20 protein-coding genes are annotated in these 19,830 nt (G+C 41.4%); 5 read left to right on the top strand and 15 right to left on the bottom strand.

The window, feature by feature from the left end:
• Window positions 1–10: 10 nt before the first annotated feature.
• From DXA60_RS03635 to DXA60_RS03625, 3 genes are all read right to left on the bottom strand, one after another.
• Window positions 11–1,429: an efflux RND transporter periplasmic adaptor subunit gene (locus tag DXA60_RS03635; protein ID WP_015560046.1), complete on the bottom strand. Its 1,419-nt coding sequence runs from the start codon at window positions 1,427–1,429 to the stop codon at window positions 11–13.
• Between the two features lie 210 nt (window positions 1,430–1,639).
• Window positions 1,640–2,503, bottom strand: a complete 864-nt coding sequence (nudC, locus tag DXA60_RS03630; protein ID WP_117919610.1) for an NAD(+) diphosphatase — start codon at window positions 2,501–2,503, stop codon at window positions 1,640–1,642.
• A gap of 144 nt (window positions 2,504–2,647) precedes the next feature.
• Entirely contained in the window at window positions 2,648–3,529 is an 882-nt protein-coding gene (locus DXA60_RS03625) for a rhomboid family intramembrane serine protease (RefSeq protein WP_117919608.1), read from the bottom strand.
• 255 nt (window positions 3,530–3,784) lie between these two features.
• Here DXA60_RS03625 and DXA60_RS03620 point away from each other — a divergent pair, with 255 nt between their 5' ends.
• Window positions 3,785–8,041: a 2-hydroxyacyl-CoA dehydratase gene (locus tag DXA60_RS03620; RefSeq protein WP_117919606.1), complete on the top strand. Its 4,257-nt coding sequence runs from the start codon at window positions 3,785–3,787 to the stop codon at window positions 8,039–8,041.
• A gap of 79 nt (window positions 8,042–8,120) precedes the next feature.
• Here DXA60_RS03620 and DXA60_RS03615 read toward each other — a convergent pair whose 3' ends face one another.
• The 8 genes from DXA60_RS03615 to DXA60_RS18580 form a co-directional block, all read right to left on the bottom strand.
• Complete coding sequence (locus DXA60_RS03615; RefSeq protein WP_117919700.1) at window positions 8,121–8,708, bottom strand: hypothetical protein; 588 nt, start codon at window positions 8,706–8,708, stop codon at window positions 8,121–8,123.
• A 30-nt stretch (window positions 8,709–8,738) separates the two neighbouring features.
• Window positions 8,739–9,194, bottom strand: coding sequence for a hypothetical protein (locus DXA60_RS03610; protein WP_117919604.1), 456 nt, complete (start codon window positions 9,192–9,194; stop codon window positions 8,739–8,741).
• Between the two features lie 11 nt (window positions 9,195–9,205).
• Entirely contained in the window at window positions 9,206–9,355 is a 150-nt protein-coding gene (locus DXA60_RS18820) for a hypothetical protein (RefSeq protein WP_186899108.1), read from the bottom strand.
• Between the two features lie 139 nt (window positions 9,356–9,494).
• Entirely contained in the window at window positions 9,495–9,830 is a 336-nt protein-coding gene (locus DXA60_RS03605) for a hypothetical protein (protein ID WP_117919602.1), read from the bottom strand.
• Window positions 9,827–11,437 (bottom strand): hypothetical protein, encoded by a 1,611-nt coding sequence (locus DXA60_RS19095; RefSeq protein WP_241070713.1) that lies wholly within the window; start codon window positions 11,435–11,437, stop codon window positions 9,827–9,829. The genes DXA60_RS03605 and DXA60_RS19095 overlap by 4 nt, the downstream gene beginning before the upstream one ends.
• On the bottom strand, window positions 11,370–12,434 hold the full coding sequence (locus tag DXA60_RS03595) for an ATPase, T2SS/T4P/T4SS family (protein ID WP_117919600.1): 1,065 nt from the start codon (window positions 12,432–12,434) through the stop codon (window positions 11,370–11,372). The genes DXA60_RS19095 and DXA60_RS03595 overlap by 68 nt, the downstream gene beginning before the upstream one ends.
• A gap of 140 nt (window positions 12,435–12,574) precedes the next feature.
• Entirely contained in the window at window positions 12,575–13,273 is a 699-nt protein-coding gene (locus DXA60_RS03590; RefSeq protein ID WP_243006743.1) for a hypothetical protein, read from the bottom strand.
• Window positions 13,264–13,464, bottom strand: a complete 201-nt coding sequence (locus DXA60_RS18580) for a hypothetical protein (protein WP_147345376.1) — start codon at window positions 13,462–13,464, stop codon at window positions 13,264–13,266. The genes DXA60_RS03590 and DXA60_RS18580 overlap by 10 nt, the downstream gene beginning before the upstream one ends.
• A 234-nt stretch (window positions 13,465–13,698) precedes the next feature.
• On the opposite strand from DXA60_RS18580, the gene DXA60_RS03580 reads away from it, so the two are divergent.
• Window positions 13,699–14,571, top strand: a complete 873-nt coding sequence (locus DXA60_RS03580; protein ID WP_117919596.1) for a DegV family protein — start codon at window positions 13,699–13,701, stop codon at window positions 14,569–14,571.
• A 249-nt stretch (window positions 14,572–14,820) separates the two neighbouring features.
• On the opposite strand, the gene DXA60_RS03570 is transcribed toward DXA60_RS03580, so the two are convergent.
• The 4 genes from DXA60_RS03570 to DXA60_RS03555 all read right to left on the bottom strand — a co-directional run bounded on the left by DXA60_RS03570 (window position 14,821) and on the right by DXA60_RS03555 (window position 17,005).
• Entirely contained in the window at window positions 14,821–15,219 is a 399-nt protein-coding gene (locus tag DXA60_RS03570; protein ID WP_117919593.1) for a PAS domain-containing protein, read from the bottom strand.
• Between the two features lies 1 nt (window position 15,220).
• Window positions 15,221–15,952, bottom strand: a complete 732-nt coding sequence (locus DXA60_RS03565) for an AlkZ-related protein (protein WP_117919592.1) — start codon at window positions 15,950–15,952, stop codon at window positions 15,221–15,223.
• Between the two features lie 182 nt (window positions 15,953–16,134).
• A complete protein-coding gene (locus tag DXA60_RS19090; protein WP_243006742.1) occupies window positions 16,135–16,272 on the bottom strand; it encodes a hypothetical protein in 138 nt (45 codons plus the stop codon).
• Between the two features lie 127 nt (window positions 16,273–16,399).
• On the bottom strand, window positions 16,400–17,005 hold the full coding sequence (locus DXA60_RS03555; RefSeq protein ID WP_117919697.1) for a flavodoxin family protein: 606 nt from the start codon (window positions 17,003–17,005) through the stop codon (window positions 16,400–16,402).
• Window positions 17,006–17,216: 211 nt separating this feature from the next.
• Between DXA60_RS03555 and DXA60_RS03550 the strand changes: the two genes are divergently transcribed.
• The 3 genes from DXA60_RS03550 to DXA60_RS03540 are packed head-to-tail and all read left to right on the top strand — an operon-like array spanning window position 17,217 to window position 19,822.
• Window positions 17,217–18,362: an NAD(P)-dependent malic enzyme gene (locus DXA60_RS03550; protein WP_117919591.1), complete on the top strand. Its 1,146-nt coding sequence runs from the start codon at window positions 17,217–17,219 to the stop codon at window positions 18,360–18,362.
• Window positions 18,359–19,279: a TIGR01212 family radical SAM protein gene (locus DXA60_RS03545; RefSeq protein WP_117919590.1), complete on the top strand. Its 921-nt coding sequence runs from the start codon at window positions 18,359–18,361 to the stop codon at window positions 19,277–19,279. Before DXA60_RS03550 ends, DXA60_RS03545 begins: the two co-directional genes overlap by 4 nt.
• A 27-nt stretch (window positions 19,280–19,306) precedes the next feature.
• Entirely contained in the window at window positions 19,307–19,822 is a 516-nt protein-coding gene (locus tag DXA60_RS03540) for a DUF4364 family protein (RefSeq protein ID WP_117919588.1), read from the top strand.
• Window positions 19,823–19,830 lie beyond the last annotated feature (8 nt).

The following is a 19,830-nucleotide window of genomic DNA, read 5'->3' as shown; positions in this document are numbered from 1 at the left end:
GGTTCACTCACTACTCATTTCCCTCCACGCTGGTGCTCATACCTTCTGCATCTGAGGTTTCATCTGTAGATGCGCCTGTTCCCATATCCTGCTCGGAATACATCTGTTCCGGTGTAAACTGCTGTCCTTCTGTCACCGTTCCGGAGTAATCATAAATTAATTTATCTCCTTCTGCCAGATCTCCACCGGTTACTTCCGTATAGTAATCTACTTCTTCACCAACTGTGATATTCTTCTTCACCGCTGTAGCAGAACCGTCTGCATTTGCCTCTGCAACAAGTACGTATGTATTTCCGTCATCATCCGTCTTGACAAGATCATAAGGAATCGCTAATACTTCACCTTTTTCCTTGATCATGACTTTTGCTTTTACTTCCATACCGACAAGTAATTCTTTGTTATCTAAAGATATCTCTACGGAATATCCTCCGGATGTTGTCTGTCCGTCAGATCCCGTGGACTGTCCTTTGACACGTACCACTCTGGTCACAGTTCCATTAATGGTCTCATCTCCCATGGCATCCGCTGTTACAGTTGCTTTCATTCCCTCTTCAATCTTTAAAATATCAGCTTCTTCCACAGTTGCCACCATTTTTAAAGAACTGGTATCTTCGATCGTTACAAGTGGTGTTTTTGAATCTGCATTAACATCTCCGACAGAAACATTGACTGCTGTCACAACTCCACCGCAAGGTGCTGTAATATTGCAATCTTCTAACTGTTCTTTTAAATCTGTCAGTTTATCTTTGGAAGATGAATCCGATCCTTTATACTTGTCAAGTTCTACCGCACGCTGTGCATCCTCGATCGTACGGTTCGTGGTCTCTAATACTTTCTGGTAATCTTCCTCAGCAGTAGTAACTGCTTTCTGTGCAGCTAACAAAGACTGAAATTCTGCATCCGATTTATCTTCACTCTTATCCCACATAATACTCTGTGCGTTATAAGCATCCTTTGCATCATCAATTGCTTTCTGTGCAGCTGCAAGCTGTGTCTGCTGATCTTCTTTTGCACGACTGACTGTTTCTGCTGTCTGCTGTGAATTAATACTGTCTGTCGCATTTGTATCAGACATATTTTTTTCGAGATCCGCAATCTGATCCTGAATCGTAGAGGAATCTAATGTACATAATACATCTCCCTCTTTTACAATATCTCCGACCTGAACATTAACTGCTGTGATTTCTGCTAACGCTTTTGAAGTTGCATTATTCTTCGTGATACCCGATACAGTACCTTTTAATGAAATCGTATCAGATAAATCTCTCTTCTGTACCGGCTCCACCTCTACTGTATTGACTGCTGTTGCTACCTGGCTTGTCATTTTCTTTACTGAACTTCCAATGATCGCAGCTACAACGACCAGAACCACAAGCACAATAATAACTACTTTTTTCTTTCCCTTTTTCGGTTTTGTCTTGTCACCCATTTTTATTTCTCCCTTTTCTTAAATCGATTTACGGTGATTGTATCATTATCCTTTCGCCAAAAAAAGGCACTTAAGCAAATATTAAGAAATCTTAAGTTTTCCATCCGTAAATCTTTCATTTTTGTATTACTGTAATAATACAGTAATCTCATTTGAGTGTCAAGACATTTTATTATTTTGGTATATTTTTATATACCAGAAATCTGGTATTTATTGAAATTTTCCATTTTCCCTCATCTTATCCCGAAAGTAAATCATCATTTCCCTCGTCAGACTAAGACCCTCCGGATCGTCCGGGACATCCTGGAAATCAACCCATTCTGCACATGCAAGTTCTTCCTCATCCAGTCTTATCGCATCTCCCGCATCATCCAGTTCACAAAAATAGCCAAGAAGCAGATTACTGTCAAATCCCCACGGCTGACTTTTGTAATAGCGTATATTTTTTACGGAAAGACCTACTTCTTCCTTCACTTCTCTTGCTACTGTCTCCTCGGCAGTTTCACCAATTTCCGTAAATCCTGCGATCAGTGCATACCGTTTATATTCACGGTTTGCATATTTTGTCATGAGGATCTTTCTGCCGTTTGTCACACCGACGATCACAGCCGGCGCAATTTTCGGGAAAACCATATTGTTACATTCCGGGCAGGAAAGCATTCTGAGCTTTTCGCTATGTACCAGTCTGTGTCCACACCTTCCACAATAGACATTATCGCGGTACCAGACATACAGATGCCATGCGGTCGCTGCAGCAAGTACCTGCTCTTTTGGCTGCATGGTACGCGTTTCAAACATTTTATAATATGCAAATCCCGGCACTTCTATCCCCTCTCCCGGATCTGTCAGAAAATAATCATCCTCCCCGATGGAAAAAAGATAAACACATGCCGGAATTTTCTTTTTCATTTCACAGCAGATTTCCGAAAGTTCTCCATATGTCAGATAACACATTTCTTCTCCATTTTTTACAAAAATACGGTTTTCTTTAAAAATCATAAGAAAACTTTTATCCTGCGGTACTTTTTTTTGATATTCATTACTAAGATGCATTGGGAAAATATCCTGAATCATGTCTGTTCTCCTTTATTTATATTTATTTTAATATCTGTACAAACCTGCATTGCTGCACTATCCATGCAGCCTGTTTCTCAAGACTGGCGGACAAAAAACGGATGATATTTCGCGTTGGAAATACCATCCGGTCTGTCATATTATTTATCCTTTTTTAATATGTTTATGTGTAAACAGATGCTCCTGACAATATTCGTAATTGCCATCACACTTTGAGCAGAAACGGAACTCTAAATTCGGATCATCAAGCTCTGTCCTGCCGCAGATGGCACACTTATGCTTGGTAATACCGGAACCCGGTCTTGGCTCTCTCATCTGGGACTTGAACTGCTGTCTCCTGTGTATTTCATGCGGCGAATACCGTTTGAAATTACGTGTTGAGAAGAAGAAAATGATAAAGTTGAGCAGTGACATAAAAATAGCCACACGCCCTGCCCAGCCACTGACAACAAACTCATAAAGTGTCAGTACCGCATATACAATTGCCATCCATTTCATCTTGATCGGGATAATAAAGTAAAGCATCACCTGCATATCCGGATACATCACTGCGAATGCAAGGAAAATGGACATATTGATATAATTTGTGGAAAATCCCGATGCAATCGAATAAGATATCTGCGCTGCTAACGCCGGCATCTGTGAAATTACAGAAGCATTCATTGAATAATAAATACCGTACAGGACAAATGCACCGATCACAGTAAATATCATACCGCCGAAAATGTAAACATTAAACCGGAAAGTTCCCCAGGTACGTTCAAGTGCCATACCAAGCTGATAATAAAATAATGCCATGATCAATAAGAAGATCAGGTTTGACTCTGTTGGCATAAATACCCATGTTACCAGTCTCCAGATCTGTCCATGTAAAATATGATATGGACTGAGTGTCAGATAGCTTAAAATACCTGGTGATACAGTTCCAAACACATAACCGACCGTATATGCCCCGATCAGCCAGATGATAAGGTTTGGAACTGCATAACGGCCAATTTTTCGTTCTAATTTATTTAACCAGTTCATCGGATAAACCCTAACCTTTCTTTGAAAACACTGCTTTTTTCAGTATATCCGTATGCCTGTGCTTTGTCAATCCGGGCGGATTTTATTCATAAAAAGTTTATATTTTTCCCTGATTTGCACATTGTGTTTTGTAATATCATGTCGTATAATGTACTTTGCTTGGCGTTTGCCGGCATTCTTTTTAATAAGAAGAAACAGCTGATTTTTATATATTTTATCCGGAATTTTTCCCGGAATTACTGACTGGAGGAAATTATGGAAAATAATACGCTTCACAAACTCGGAATTGATATCGGTTCTACTACCGTAAAGGTTGCCGTACTCGATGAGCATGACAACCTGCTTTTTTCCGATTATGAAAGACACTTTGCCAATATCAGAGAAACTCTTTCTGCCCTGATCCAGAAAGCATTTGACCAGCTTGGTGACAGGAAGGTTGCTCCAATGATCACCGGTTCGGGTGGACTTACACTTGCAAAACATTTAGATGTTCCTTTCGTACAGGAAGTTATCTCTGTATCTACTGCCTTACAGCACTATGCTCCGCAGACAGATGTTGCGATCGAGCTTGGTGGTGAGGATGCAAAGATCATCTATTTTGAAGGCGGTAATGTAGAACAGCGTATGAACGGTATCTGTGCCGGCGGTACAGGTTCTTTTATTGACCAGATGGCTTCCCTGATCCAGACAGATGCCTCCGGTTTGAATGAATATGCGAAAAATTACAAGGCGATCTATCCAATTGCAGCCCGCTGCGGTGTTTTTGCCAAAACAGACATCCAGCCTCTGATCAATGAAGGTGCCACAAGAGAAGATCTTTCTGCCTCTATTTTCCAGGCAGTCGTCAACCAGACGATCAGTGGTCTTGCCTGCGGTAAACCGATCCGTGGCCACGTTGCATTCCTTGGTGGTCCGCTCCACTTTTTATCTGAGTTAAAAGCTGCATTTATCCGCACTTTAAACTTAGATGATGAGCATGCGATCACCCCGGACAATTCACACCTTTATGCGGCGATCGGTTCTGCCTTAAACTGTAAACCGGAACAGAACACCACACTTTCTTCCATGCTTGGGAAATTAAACTCTGATATACATATGGAATTCGAAGTGGCACGTCTTGATCCGTTATTCAGGGACCAGGCAGAATATGATACCTTCCGTGCCCGCCATGACGGACACAATGTTAAAACAGGTGACCTTTCCACCTATGAGGGTAACTGTTATCTCGGTATCGACGCCGGTTCCACCACAACTAAAATTGCTCTCGTCGGTGAGGACGGCTCTTTACTGTATTCATTTTACAGCAACAACAACGGAAGTCCTCTTTCCACTGCGATCCGTTCCATTAAAGAGATCTACGAAAAACTCCCGGCAAATGCACATATCGTACACTCCTGTTCTACCGGCTACGGCGAAGCTCTCTTAAAAGCTGCGCTGATGTTAGACGACGGTGAAGTAGAAACAGTAGCCCATTACTATGCAGCAGCATTTTTTGATCCTGAGGTAGACTGTATCTTAGACATCGGTGGTCAGGATATGAAATGTATCAAGATCAAAAATCAGACCGTAGACAGTGTACAGTTAAATGAGGCATGTTCTTCCGGCTGTGGTTCTTTCATCGAGACATTTGCAAAATCCCTGAACTATTCCGTACAGGATTTCGCAAAAGAAGCTCTGTTTGCCAAAAATCCGATTGATCTTGGAACCCGCTGTACCGTATTTATGAATTCAAAAGTAAAACAGGCACAGAAAGAAGGTGCTTCCGTAGCAGATATCTCTGCCGGACTTGCTTACTCAGTCATTAAAAATGCATTATTCAAGGTTATCAAACTCTCCGACGCAAGTGAGCTCGGAAAAAACATCGTCGTACAGGGCGGTACCTTTTATAATGATGCAGTACTCCGCAGTTTTGAAAAGATTTCCGGCTGCGAATGCGTCCGCCCGGATATCGCAGGTATCATGGGTGCTTTCGGTGCTGCTCTCATCGCAAGAGAGCGCCATGAAGCGGACTATCAGACAACAATGCTCTCCATCGACGAGATCAATGCACTGACTTTCGATACCAAACTTGCAAGATGTCAGGGCTGTACCAACCACTGTCTGCTGACGATCAACCGTTTCTCCGGAAACCGTCAGTATATCACCGGAAACCGCTGTGAGCGTGGTGTCGGAGGCGTAAAAAACAAAGAAAATATTCCGAACTTATTTGAATACAAGAATAAACGCTTATTCGACTATCCTTCCCTGAAACCGGAAGAAGCCCCTCGCGGTACGGTAGGTATTCCGAGAGTTTTAAATATGTATGAGAATTTCCCATTCTGGGCTACATTTTTCAAAAAACTTGGTTTTTCTGTTGTGCTGTCCCCACAGTCAACAAGAAAAATTTATGAACTCGGCATCGACTCGATTCCAAGTGAATCTGAGTGTTATCCGGCAAAACTTGCACATGGACATGTGACCTGGCTGATCCATCAGAATGTAGACTTTATTTTCTACCCATGTGTACCTTATGAGCGCAATGAATTTCCGGATTCCAACAACCATTATAACTGCCCGATCGTAACTTCCTACGCAGAGAATATCAAAAACAACGTAGAAGATATCACTTCCGGCAAGGTACGTTTTTATAATCCATTCATGGCATTTACCAGCGAAGAAACTTTATCTTCCCAGCTTGTAAAAACCTTTGGTGCACCGGAATTTGCAATCCCGGAATCTGAGATCCGTGACGCTGTTTCTGAAGGATACAAAGAACTTGCTGTTGTTCGCATGGAAATGCAGAAAAAGGGTGAAGAAGTCTTAGATTATATGGAAAAGACCGGAAAACGCGGTATCGTGTTAGCCGGCCGTCCATACCATGTTGACCCTGAGATCAATCATGGTATACCGGAACTGATCAATTCCTACGGCATTGCAGTGCTGACGGAAGATTCCGTTTCCCATCTGCATCAGGTAGAGCGCCCACTGATCGTTATGGATCAGTGGATGTATCATTCCCGTCTGTATGCAGCCGCAAACTTTGTAAAAACCAGGGATGATCTTGATCTGATCCAGTTGAACTCTTTCGGCTGTGGCTTAGATGCCGTTACCACCGATGCAGTCAATGATATTCTTACAAAATCGGGGAAGATCTACACCTGCTTAAAGATCGATGAAGTTAATAACTTAGGTGCTGCGAGAATCCGTATCCGTTCTCTGCTCTCTGCCATTCGTGTCCGTGAGAAGAAACAGACCAAACGGACGATCGTTCTTTCCAACTATAACAGAGTTGTATTTACGGAAGAGATGCGCAAAAATTATACGATCCTCTGTCCGCAGATGTCACCGATCCATTTTGAACTTTTAGAGCCTGCATTCTGTGCAGCCGGTTATAACCTTGTCGTACCGGATGTTCCAAGCCGTACCTGCGTGGATGTCGGATTAAAATATGTAAACAATGATGCCTGTTATCCGTCGCTGATCGTTGTAGGACAGCTTATGAGTGCCGTCATGTCCGGCAATTATGATATGAATAAAACTGCCATCCTGATCTCACAGACCGGTGGTGGCTGCCGCGCCAGCAATTATATCGGTTTCATCCGCCGGGCACTTGAAAAAGCAGGATATCCGAATGTACCGGTTATCTCTATCAACTTAAGCGGTCTTGAGAGCAATCCTGGATTTAAGCTGACCCCTTCACTGATCCAGCATGGACTGTATGCGTTAGAGTTTGGCGATATTTTCCTTCGCTGCCTGTACCGCACACGCCCTTACGAAGCAGTAAAAGGCTCTGCAGATGCTCTGCACGAAAAATGGAAAAAAGAAGTTATTTCCTTTGTCACACAGGATAAACTGTTATCCCACCGCAAGTTTAAGCAGATGTGCCGTCAGATCATCCGTGATTTTGACAACCTTGACCGCTTAGACATCAAAAAACCCCGTGTCGGAGTTGTCGGTGAGATCCTTGTAAAATTCCATCCTGCCGCAAATAACGATCTGGTCGGACTGTTAGAGTCCGAAGGTGCAGAAGCTGTCGTACCGGATCTGACTGATTTCCTGCTTTACTGTTTCTATAACACCGGATTTAAAACTGACAACCTTGGCTTCAGCAAAAAATCCAAGAGAATCGGACGTCTTGGCATCAACTTCTTTGAATGGCTCAGAAGTGCCGCCAGAGACGAATTTGAAAAAAGTAAACACTTTGATCCACCTGCCCACATCGATGATCTTGCAAAATATGCAAGAGATATCGTATCGGAAGGTAATCAGACCGGCGAAGGCTGGTTCTTAACCGGTGAGATGATGGAACTGATCCACAGCGGTACGCCAAACATCGTCTGCACACAGCCATTTGCCTGCCTGCCGAACCATGTCGTTGGAAAAGGTGTTATCAAAGAACTCCGTCACCGCTTCCCGGAATCAAATATCGTCGCCATCGACTACGATCCGGGTGCAAGTGAAGTAAACCAGTTGAACCGCATCAAACTGATGCTTTCCACTGCAAATAAAAACCTTGCAAAACAGTCTTTGTAAGCTAAAATAACCTTTCAACTGTTGTTTCTGACAGCCGCCCTTCTGGTGCGGCTGTTTTTCTTTCTAAATGACACGAACATTATTTCCACACAGCATAATATATCCGGTTCTGCTCCACCGGTTGTGAAAAATCTGCCTCATATCCATTGTCATCCTGCCAGCCGGCAAAATCTCTTGTTTCCTCTACCGGGACTGCCGGTGCGGTGATCGTATCTCCTTCCATAATACAATACTGCTTATAACAGGTATCACTATCTGCATCCTTGTAAAACTGTACATAATATTTCTGCACAGCTACAGACTGCAGCCTGTCTGCCAATACAGTCCGACTGCATGTAACCGTTCCTTTTTTTCCATTTGGGTGTATAAACTCTCTATCTGCTTCAATGGAAAATAGTCCTTTTTCCTTATCAGCTCCCATGATTCGCATTACAATACCCGTCTGGGCATCCATTCCCTTTACGAGCTGTTCCGTTACATCTGCTGTAAATTCTCTGTTATCTGCTACATCATACGTCTGTTTTATCTTTGCATTACAAAGCGTACCCTCTATAGCTGCAGGCAGCTGGTTTTCCAATTCTGCCGCATAATTCATACGGCCAGTTACTGTTAATATTATCAGAATCGTTATTGCTCCAATTGTGATCCCAATTATCATCATTATCATATTTTTCACTTTTCCCACCCTTCATCTGAGTCATGATCTATTTACCGGTATACTTACTGCTGCATATCGGACTCTGTTTTCATGATCTGCAGCCATCACATTTAATTCATACACACCGGACTCCTGAAAATCCAGTTCATTTTCCAGTATTGTTCCATCCGGTGAAATAACTTTTAGCAGGCAGACCTGCAGCTCATTTCCAGCATAATCCCATGCCTTTACAATATCTGTCAATTCATATTGTCCAGTTTCCAGATATCCTGTCTCGACTGTCACAAAATAAGGCGGTGATTTCTGTGATTCCTCACAAAATGTTTCAAAATCTGCCGGACTTTCTGTCTGCATCTCCGTATGATCAGATACGATCTTCAAAATCCCCCTGTTACCGTTTTCATCCATCACATCTTGAAAAATAAGACACAATAATCCAACCAGAATTACTGCCTGAAAAATTGTTTTTCCATACACTTTGATCACTTCATACATATCCATCTCCTCTAACTGCCACAGGTACAAATCAAAAACTGCCGCACAAATTCGTAAATAACTCCACCATGCCCCATATTTTCATACCAGAATCCAATAAGAAAAAATGTCCCGGCAATTGCCAGAAATCCGCTTCCAAATTCCTCTATGATGTCTTCCATAGTCTTTTCCTTTCCTTCTTTCAGAAAGATGATACATAATTTAAAACTTCATAAAACATCCGTATCACTGCACTTCCTGCCAATATTCCCAAAAAAGCTCCACCAAATTTTTCCACGATTATCATCATACTAAAATCCATCACCTCGCGATCGCATATGTAATATTTTCTTCAGAAATTCCCAGTATCGGTATGCGGTAATGATATGTTAACGCAACCTGTGATGCATTCATATTCTGCCATGCATCATAGATACATTCTGAAATTGTTAGTTCGTATCCGTCCTGCGCCGCCTTTTTTTTACAGGCATCAATAACAACCGGGTTAAAATTGCTGTTCTCCAGTTCTGCAACCACCTGCGACTTATACTCTTTTGCAGCCGCAATCTGCCCGCCCGCTCCGATCAGACCTGTGCACACAAAAATATTTATCATCAATATAAATAAAATACCAAATGCCCCAATTACCTGCTTCATTTCATCACACCTCCCATACTTCCAAGCATTTGAAACATCATTGTCATTCCGATTGTCAGATCGATCAGCAATTTTACAGTTGCCGCTATAACCGGATATGAAAATATCATTTTCTGACCAAATGCAATTTTCCCATTTCGGATTTCTTCTGCCCTGTTCTGCATCTCATTTACATGTAAGATCAGATGATTTATCTGCGTCACTGCATCCCCGGTTCCCATTTCCGCAACAGCATGTAACATTTTCATGCAATTTTGGGCTTCCGGTACGTCAAATTCTCTACAAAAATCTGTATATGCACTTAGTTTTTCCGGTGTTTTTTCTAACCGTTCTTCCAGACATTCAATCTCATATTTTAATACCTGTGGTGCGCTGTTTTTTGATTTTTCAATAGAAATCTGTACATTATTATTCTGCAGCAGCAACGCAAGTTCCATAAACCATCCTGGAAGTGCCAGATAAACAGCCTCCGTCACATCTCTTTTTGCAATCTTAAAACCCACTTTGTGCTGCATAGCCAAAAAAAGTGTAACTGGAAATAACAGTCCGGCAAGCAATATTTTTCCATGCAAAAAAGCTGTAAACATGACACCTGCTACCGGCAATGTCCATAATACGCTTTTTCTTTTTTCCTTTTTTTCATCATAATGATACACAAGCTCGCAGCTTGAGCTGATATCATTTCTCTGCTCCTTTTCCTCTGCTGCCAGCCAGTCATTTGTCAGATTCCTTGAGCTTTTTACAAATACCCATAATAAGAAAAGAAGAAATACAAGTGACGAAACCTGAATGATTTTTACATCAAATATATTAAAACATGTTTTCACCGCAAAAAGATCTTTCATGGAATCTAATACATATAATGCTGTCGCACAGAGAATGACCGATACGATCACAGAAATAATGTTGTCCGTATGGCTTTTTTTCTTTTCTGCCTGAAGCTGATATCCTCTGCGTTTCCACAATTCAATATCCTCTAAAAGAATCAGTGCAGATTCGTTCATTTCTCCCCCATGTTCCTCTGCATTGATAAGAAGTTCGTGGACCATTTTTATCTTTGGACACTGATACTGACTCTCAAGCGGTTCTAATGCCTCTTTAAAAATGTTTTCACCTATGGCAAATTCTCCAAATTCCAGTTTCAGAATCACCTGCTCGATACAGGAACGCATCTTCCCTTCTTCAAATATTTCTCTGGTTTCCTTTAGTGCACTCAATATTTTTCCACTTTTCTGAAATGCATATAACATCTGCTCCATATATTCCGCAGCATCCGCAAACCGCTTCTGCTCATACATTTTACGGTACATATCAAGCACCAGTATCGGAAGCATTGCTAAAACAGCTGCCAACGCAGCCACAACACCGCCCGTCTTAAGTTGAAAAACGACTCCGACGCCAAATACTCCCGCCAATGCCATAAAAATCATCATCGTATGCTCTTTCCACGAAAAATGATATCCATACATATCTACCTTTTTCTGTAGATTTTTCGGATTCCAAAAAGTAAACATCCCCATCATACGTCCTCCTCTCTCTTTATCTTCCCTCTCTAAGATACCTGTCAAAGTGTCTGCATACAAAAGGTTCGTCCACACCCGCTTCATTAAATCTTTTCTGAATATCTAACGGTATTTTTCCGGATACCAGCGCTCCATCTTCAACGATCATATAAATCTTATTTTCCGCATTTTCTCTCGAAAAAAAACAAAGCTGGTCAATATAACGCCTTACCTTTCCATCTGAAGATTCGGTTTTGCGGATCAGAACTGCTACATTCACATAACGGTAGATGCGGTTCTCCATGCGCTGTGCATCATTAACATTATTCATCATGTTCAATATCCTGTCCGGCAATTTTCTTACATCATCCAGATGTATCGTCGTAAATCCATGAACACCGGTACTCCACTGTTCTAACAGTGAAGTTACTTCCACAGAACGCGCCTCGGAAAGCATCAGCCAGCTTGGGTTCTGACGCAGGGAAGCCTTGATCGCATCTGTATAATCAAATCCCTTTCCAACACGAAGCTCCACCGCATCTGCCCCTGGATTGATATTCGTATAATGAATTTCTAATGAATCTTCTATGGTAATAACACGTTCTTCCTTTCTGATAAACTGCATAAAAAATTTTGCACTTTCTGTCTTACCTACACCCGGTTCTCCACCAAAAACAAAATTCATCCCCGCATGCACACAATTCAGCAGTAAATGTAATACCTTCTGTTCACAATATTTTTGATCGAGCAGTTCTTTTAAAGTGTTTCTTACAAAACACGGGGATTTACGGATACAGATGCTGATCCCTGATATCGCGGCGGACTCATGGATAATACTGATTCTAAGTTCTTTGGTATCCGCTTCTAATATTTTATTTGCATTATTAAACTGTTTATTGATACAGTTTGAGATACTGTGTGTAAACGTACTGATAAATGCTTCCGGTATCTCCTCATCTGCACAATATCTTCCCTGTTCCAAATCTGTGATCCATAATTTTTTCCCGTTATAATCCACATCCGTCACTTCCGGTCTGCTCAAATACTTCCAGAATATTCCGAACTGTTCCGGTGTAGGTTCAACAATAACTTTTTCACTCATTGTTCTCTCCATTTTTCAGAGGACTTTCCCGCATAAAAGAAAAGTCCTCTTTTTCTTTCATTGCACCAGTAACTTCTCCCCTATAAAATTTTTATGGGCGAAGCGCATTCATATTATTAAAAAAGCCTGTGAGTGTATTCTTAAATTCTGTCGCAACATACCCATCCGACGAAAGTGCTGCCACAATGATCGCCCCCAATGCCAGTAATACGATTACTGCAAGAATTGCATTTCCGTAGTGTTTCATTACCTGTTCCATAATAGAATCCTCCATTTTCAATTTTTTCGATCTGTTTTCTGAGAAGAAACAGATTTGATCCCATTTCTTCAAAAAAAATTTTATTACGTTCTGTTTCTGATTTCTGTTTCCACAGCCTGATAAAGTTATCCATTTTTCCCTGCTGTGACACCCATTCCAGTTCTCCGTTTTGCGGAATATATCCTATCTGCTCCGGTGCAATGCGATATGTATGTACCATGTCATTTTTCATCTGCCTTGCATAAAACGCATACCCTTCTATCAGATAAAGAACTTTCTTTTGCTTTCTCACAAAATTACGTATCATATCCTCCCATTCACTCGGATATGACTGCATACCAGCTACTATAATATCCGCTTTTTTTAAACTGTTCTGTGTCTTTTTGTCTCTTCCATATCCACAATCCGCCAAAAGAATCTTTTCTTTTCCGCCGGAAAAGATACACTGCCAGCCATTTTCCCGCTGTACTAAAACGTTACATGCCGGCCTGCTCTTTGCCAAAAGGCATGCCATTACAGCCATGATTTCTGTTGTATGGAATGACTTGTCCATTCCCCAGAATGCTATTTTTACTGACATACTGCCTCCATTTTCTGATTCGAAAAAAAGTGCAGAATATCCTTCCAACAGCCTCCGTTACGAAATATTGCTCTGTGAAATAAACTGATAACTTTTGATTGTAAAAAGATGGAAATATCTGTCTGATTTCCAATGATACGGCTGGTCATACCGCCGCAAAAATGTCTGACGCTTCGTTCATCCTGTTTCAAAACCGCTCCAATCTCCTCAATGAATAGAACGATCTCAGATGCTTCACGCAAACCCGATAAAAAGATAGTGATATCATACTTCATTTTATTATATTTGTAAATACCTGATTTCAATTTTTTCTTTTCTTTTAACAATATATCATTTATAATTGTGCATGGGTAATACCCATGGAAATCGGATAATATCCGATTGATGCTATCTTTCAATATTTACAATATGATCTGGAGGAGTTCATGAAAGAGTTTGTAATTGTTACCGATACAACCACTGATTTACCAAGAGACTACGTTGAAAAACATCACTTATACATGATGTCCCTTCCTTACACACTAGAGGGTACATCCTACACCTGGGAAAAACCAATGCCTGTCAAAGATTTTTATGATAAAATGCGTGCCGGCTCCCTGCCGACCACCTCACAGGCAAATCCCGAAGAAGCTGCCCTGCTGTATGAATCCATCCTGAAAGATAATGATGTGGATATTCTCCATATTGCATTTTCTTCCGGTCTCAGTGGAAGTTTCAATAGCTGCCGTATCGCGTCAGCAGATGTCTGTGAAAAATATCCGGATCACCGGATCGTTGTTGTTGATTCGCTTGCCGCAACCTTAGGTCAGGGTCTGCTTGTCTATAAAGCAGTCCAGTTAAAAGAAGCAGGAAAAAGTTTAGATGAGGTTGCTGCCTGGGTAGAAGAAAATAAATATCATCTCGTACATAATTTTACCGTCGATGATCTTTTCCATCTGCATCGCGGCGGACGGCTTTCTAAAACAGCCGCGATCGTCGGTACGATGATCAATTTAAAACCAGTACTTCATGTCGATGATGAAGGACACCTTGTCATGTTGAGCAAAGTACGCGGACGTAAAAAATCACTGATCGGACTTGTCGACTGCATGGAAAAACAACTCGGTGACTGGAAAGATAAAAATGATATCATCTTCATCAGCCATGGAGACTGCCCGGAAGACGCACAGTTTGTCGCTGATCTGATCAAAGAACGTTTCGGATATGAGAATTTTATGATCGACTATATCGGTGCTACGATCGGTGCACATTCCGGTCCTGGCACGGTTGCACTTTTTTATCTGGGAGATCACCGTTAATCACACTGATCATGTATATAAACTTTACAAACATATGTTTCGGACAAAAAAGGAACTGTAAAAAAACTCCCCTAACAAAAAAATCTCCCAGACAGTGAGGTCAATGGCATTAAGTTAAGAGAATCCCACATCACATGAAATGTGGTGTGGGATTTTTTATGAGAAAAAGTATTGACAACACTAAGATTCTGGTCAGGAATCCTTTTCCCTTCACGCTCTTTCTCCTCCGTTTTCATAAACTTATTCTGTTTAAAATAAATCATAATATTTCATGGTTTCTGCATTCCGATACTCATGTTTTTCATAATATCCGATTAATTTTCCTTCATCTCTAAGCGCCACCATATATACATCTTTATTCTGCTTCTCATTATGAAAAGTATATACAATATTATGGCTTTCATCCGCTGCAAACCAGTCGATCACCTGCTGTATCTTTTCTCCGGATTCCGGATTGTGACAACACAACAGACTTTTTCCTATCAGCTTATCTCCACCATGTTTTGAATAATTCTGTACTGCTGCCGGATTCATATATATGATCTCATGACTGAGATTACATATAACAACCGAAGCCCTGTCCTGATCCACAATGCTTTTAAAATAACTGATATCTATTTTGTCATAATTTTTTGTTTTATCGCTCATTTTATTTCAACACCTTCCTTATCTGTTTGTCTGATGCAACCGGATAAATTTCATGCATATGATCTGCAATCTGCCTCCACGAATCTCCCGGATCATCCTTGTAGCATGATGTCACATAATCGTATCCATATATATGTTCAATCGAAGAATACACAGCAACATCCCATCCATACTCCACACCTTTCTTATTTACCCGCTTTCTGAAATCACAATTGCAAAGATAAGTCTGCATCATAAGATTTGTGATGGCGCCATCAAATCCCTTTTCTCCATCCTTACCAAAGCCAGCCTGTTTTTTCAGTATATTAGAATATATTTCTGCATCTTTCTTATCCTCAATAAAATTATCCATTATCTTCTTATACTTGTTTGGTGCTTTGCCATCCTCATATAGTGCATCAAAATCATATCCATCACGACGATAATTTGCAAATACAGGCAGCCATTTTTTTGATATAAAACCAGCTTTTCTGTCAAAAAACTTGCCATAAACTATGTCATGTTTTCTTGCAATGACTGCTCTCCACATCCATGGATCTTTTTCGGATACATCACTCCACCAATATTCTGGCACAGTTATTTCTTCCAGAGAAAAACCTGGAATATCATTTTTGAATAAAGGAAGAAAACCGACCTCATTGATATATTCCATTGCTTCATCTACCGTATGTATACACTCCGGATCATCCCAGTCTACACCGTACATGATCCATTCACCTGATTCATTTCCCATCTTATCTCCATTCTTGTACTGTCCTGTATTTCTCTTTCACAACTTTACAAACCAATTCAAAAATCAGCTACAGGTAAAATTCCTTACGTCTTAAAGATGTATATGGCTTTTTATTGCGGATTCTCTGTGATTCTCTTATGTCAATATCAGTATAAATGATCTGCTCAGTATCATCCGCTTTTTCAATAACTGTTCCTTCCGGTGAGACAACTATGGATTTCCTGTTCAAACATCTCCATTGGTTCCTGTCCGGTATTTACCGTCGGAATCAGGATCAGATCAGATATTTGAATAACCTTTACCACTCCTGAAATCCGCATAGTTTCGCCGACTCATGCACTGGTTTTAATATATTACGCAGTCAACGGTTCATCATACGCTTCCCACCTTGGAAGTTTGTTCCCCCCTATAACCGATCATTCGATCCGCTTTCTCTTTGGATTTCTTCTACCGGATAAAATGAGTCCACACATGTTCTTCCGTTTTTGGAAGTCCAAACTGTTCTTTTCCAAGTGCAATGCTCTTCATAAGAAATGCCATATTTCTTGCAAGCACACGCATCGTCTGTTTCCCCTCTTCATCTGCTTCTGCTTCTCCCTGACCTCTTCCATGGATGGAATTCCAGTACTGACTTGATGCGATCGGCATATTTGTTATCGTAAAATATTTATTTAATTCATCAAACGTAGCGGAACATCCACCACGTCTGGCACATACGACACTTGCTCCCACCTTCATAGTTTTATCAAAAGATGTACTGTAAAAAAGTCTGTCTAAAACTGCAATTAAAGTTGCATTTGCTGATGCATAATAAACAGGACTTGCGATTACAAGACCATCCGCCTCTTCAAATTTAGGTGCCAGCTCATTTACCACATCATCAAAAACACATTTTCCAAGTTCCGCACAACGGTTGCAGGCAATACAGCCTCTTACAGCTTTGTTGCCAACCTGTACGATTTCCGCATTTATGCCCTCTTCCTCAAAAACCTTTTTCATTTTACCAAGTGCTATCGATGTATTTCCATTTGTTCTCGGACTTCCGTTAATCATTAATACTTTCACTTCAAATCTTCCCTTCTTTTCGGATTTTCTGCCGGACAATTTCTAAAATAACTTTATCACTTACCTATTATATATGTCAAATTCCCTTAAAATGAAATCAGCAGTTACAATCAGCAGAATTCTCCATCAACTTTTCTTGATTTGTGAAATTGTTAATGTTATCATAAATGAAAACAATGATAACAGGAGATATATTATTATGGAGAATAAAGCATTAGAGATGCACAGACAGTGGAACGGTAAATTAGAGACCGTTGCCAAATCAAAAGTAAAAAGCCGCGAAGATCTTGCGATTGCTTATACACCAGGTGTTGCAGAACCTTGTAAAGTCATTGCCAAAGACCCTGAGGCAGCCTATACATACACCATGAAAGCAAACACCGTTGCTGTTGTTTCCGACGGAAGCGCAGTACTAGGACTTGGAAATATCGGTGCATACGCAGCAATGCCTGTTATGGAGGGTAAATGTGTATTATTCAAGGAGTTCGGCAATGTCAACGCCGTTCCGATCTGCTTAGACACACAGGATACCGAAGAGATCATCGCTACCGTGAAAAACATTGCACCGGCATTCGGCGGTATCAACTTAGAGGATATCTCCGCACCGCGCTGTTTTGAGATTGAAGAACGTTTAAAAAAGATGCTTGACATCCCGGTATTCCATGATGATCAGCACGGTACTGCCATTGTGGTACTTGCAGGAATCATCAATGCCTTAAAAGTAACCGGCAAGAAAAAAGAGGACTGCCGCGTCGTTGTAAACGGTGCTGGATCTGCTGGCGTTGCCATCACAAAATTACTTTTAACATACGGTTTTAAAAATGTGATCATGTGTGACCGTGAGGGCATCATCGGAAAAGATTATCCAAACTTAAACTGGATGCAGCAGAAAATGACCGAAGTAACAAACCTTGCAAATGAGCATGGAACACTTGCCGATGCATTAAAAGGTGCTGATATTTTTGTTGGTGTTTCCGCACCAAACATTGTAACACCGGAGATGGTATCTTCCATGAATCACGATTCCATCCTGTTTGCAATGGCAAACCCGGTACCGGAGATCATGCCGGACATTGCAAAAGCAGCCGGTGCACGCGTGGTCGGAACCGGTAGAAGTGACTTCCCGAATCAGGTCAACAACGTTGTCGCATTCCCTGGTATCTTCAAAGGCGCCTTAGAGGGACGTGCCACACAGATCACGGAAGAAATGAAACTTGCCGCCGCAGAAGCGATCGCAGGTCTTGTTTCCGAGGATCAGTTATGTGACGAATTTATCATGCCGGAGGCTTTTGACCCGCGTGTCGCAGAAGTTGTAAGCGAAGCTGTCAAATCCCATATCAAATGATGATCTGGGGCGACAAACGGTATCATTCTTTAGATTATGAATTAAAACAGACTTTCGGGGAAAAGGTCTACCGCCTTTCCTTAAACGGCGGTATGACCTGTCCAAACCGCGACGGTACTCTGGGGAATCACGGCTGCATTTTCTGCAGCGCTGGCGGTTCCGGGGATTTTGCTGCCGCGCCTGACTTGTCTGTTCATGCGCAGATTCTTTCCGCCAAAAAACGGATTCAGGCAAAAACAGACTGTAAAAAGTTCATCGCTTATTTTCAGGCATATACCAATACCTATGCACCTGTAGAATACTTAAGACAGATTTTTACGGAAGCCATTGAAGAGCCGGATGTCGCAGCATTATCCATTGCAACCCGCTGTGACTGTCTGGCTCCGGATATCTTAGATCTGCTTGATAAGTTAAACCACAGGAAACCGGTCTGGATAGAACTTGGTCTTCAGACCATCCACGATACAACACTGCAGGCAATCCGAAGCGGTTTTACCCTCTCCCAGTTTGAACAGGCAGTATCTGATCTGCATAAAAGAAACATTCCGGTCATTACTCATCTGATCCTTGGACTTCCGGGTGAGACAAAAGAGGATATGCTCTGTTCCGTCCGTTATGTTGGCAGTCTTCCGATCACCGGAATAAAACTCCAGCTTCTTCATATATTGAAAGGAACCGATCTTGGGACTGCCTATATGGCACATCCATTTCCACTTTTTACACTGGAAGAATACTGTGACCTGATCGCAGACTGCATTGCATTGCTGCCGCCGGAAATTGTGATCCACCGGCTCACAGGAGATGGTCCGCGCAGTCTTTTGATCGCACCTTTATGGAGTACAGATAAAAAGAGAGTTTTAAACACGATACAGAAATGTCTGCGTGAGCGTGATCTCTGGCAGGGGAAAAATATCTGATTATAAAGAAAGAGGGCATCTAATATTATGGCAGAACCATTCACGATCTATAAACTGACAATTTTAAATATGCTGGATAAAGTGGATTTTCCATTGACAAACACACAGATATCTAATTTCTTTTTAGAGCAGGATTATACGGATTATTTTCGTGTCCAACAGGTATTAAGTGACCTTGAGGATGCCAGCCTGATACATGCAGAATCCACTCACAGCAATACGCAGTATACCATTACTGCTGCCGGAAAAGAAACGCTTGGTTTTTTCAAAGATAAGATCACACCGGCAATCGAACGTGATACCACCACATTCTTAGAAAAAAATAAATTAGAGCTGCGCAGCGTCAACTCCATACTTGCGGACTATTACAAAACACCAAATCAGGATTATGCTGCACGCTGCCAGTTTCGTGTACACGATACCAATCTGATCGACCTGACACTTACCGTAAAAACCCGGGAACAGGCGCAGGCGATCTGTGATAACTGGAAAAAACAAAATGAAGACGTCTATGCATATCTCATGGATCTTCTGCTGAAATAAATGGAGGC

The sequence above is a fragment of the Roseburia sp. OF03-24 genome, assembly GCF_003463035.1.
Lineage (GTDB): Bacteria > Bacillota > Clostridia > Lachnospirales > Lachnospiraceae > Roseburia > Roseburia rectibacter.
The sequence above is the reverse complement of the archived record's forward strand: the minus strand, read 5'-3'. Positions and strand labels throughout refer to the sequence as shown.

Excerpts from the sequence above, each read along its gene's own strand:
- DXA60_RS18820 (WP_186899108.1), bottom strand. The coding sequence starts at position 9,355 with ATGGAAGACATCATAGAGGAATTTGGAAGCGGATTTCTGGCAATTGCC.
- DXA60_RS03620 (WP_117919606.1), top strand. The coding sequence starts at position 3,785 with ATGGAAAATAATACGCTTCACAAACTCGGAATTGATATCGGTTCTACT.
- DXA60_RS03545 (WP_117919590.1), top strand. The coding sequence starts at position 18,359 with ATGATGATCTGGGGCGACAAACGGTATCATTCTTTAGATTATGAATTA.
- DXA60_RS03615 (WP_117919700.1), bottom strand. The coding sequence starts at position 8,708 with ATGATAATGATGATAATTGGGATCACAATTGGAGCAATAACGATTCTG.
- DXA60_RS03625 (WP_117919608.1), bottom strand. The coding sequence starts at position 3,529 with ATGAACTGGTTAAATAAATTAGAACGAAAAATTGGCCGTTATGCAGTT.
- DXA60_RS03605 (WP_117919602.1), bottom strand. The coding sequence starts at position 9,830 with ATGAAGCAGGTAATTGGGGCATTTGGTATTTTATTTATATTGATGATA.
- DXA60_RS03610 (WP_117919604.1), bottom strand. The coding sequence starts at position 9,194 with ATGTATGAAGTGATCAAAGTGTATGGAAAAACAATTTTTCAGGCAGTA.
- DXA60_RS03555 (WP_117919697.1), bottom strand. The coding sequence starts at position 17,005 with ATGATTAACGGAAGTCCGAGAACAAATGGAAATACATCGATAGCACTT.
- DXA60_RS03550 (WP_117919591.1), top strand. The coding sequence starts at position 17,217 with ATGGAGAATAAAGCATTAGAGATGCACAGACAGTGGAACGGTAAATTA.
- DXA60_RS03570 (WP_117919593.1), bottom strand. The coding sequence starts at position 15,219 with ATGAGCGATAAAACAAAAAATTATGACAAAATAGATATCAGTTATTTT.
- DXA60_RS03565 (WP_117919592.1), bottom strand. The coding sequence starts at position 15,952 with ATGGGAAATGAATCAGGTGAATGGATCATGTACGGTGTAGACTGGGAT.
- DXA60_RS03635 (WP_015560046.1), bottom strand. The coding sequence starts at position 1,429 with ATGGGTGACAAGACAAAACCGAAAAAGGGAAAGAAAAAAGTAGTTATT.
- nudC (WP_117919610.1), bottom strand. The coding sequence starts at position 2,503 with ATGATTCAGGATATTTTCCCAATGCATCTTAGTAATGAATATCAAAAA.
- DXA60_RS03590 (WP_243006743.1), bottom strand. The coding sequence starts at position 13,273 with ATGTCAGTAAAAATAGCATTCTGGGGAATGGACAAGTCATTCCATACA.
- DXA60_RS03580 (WP_117919596.1), top strand. The coding sequence starts at position 13,699 with ATGAAAGAGTTTGTAATTGTTACCGATACAACCACTGATTTACCAAGA.
- DXA60_RS19090 (WP_243006742.1), bottom strand. The coding sequence starts at position 16,272 with ATGCGGATTTCAGGAGTGGTAAAGGTTATTCAAATATCTGATCTGATC.
- DXA60_RS19095 (WP_241070713.1), bottom strand. The coding sequence starts at position 11,437 with ATGAAGCGGGTGTGGACGAACCTTTTGTATGCAGACACTTTGACAGGT.
- DXA60_RS03595 (WP_117919600.1), bottom strand. The coding sequence starts at position 12,434 with ATGAGTGAAAAAGTTATTGTTGAACCTACACCGGAACAGTTCGGAATA.
- DXA60_RS03540 (WP_117919588.1), top strand. The coding sequence starts at position 19,307 with ATGGCAGAACCATTCACGATCTATAAACTGACAATTTTAAATATGCTG.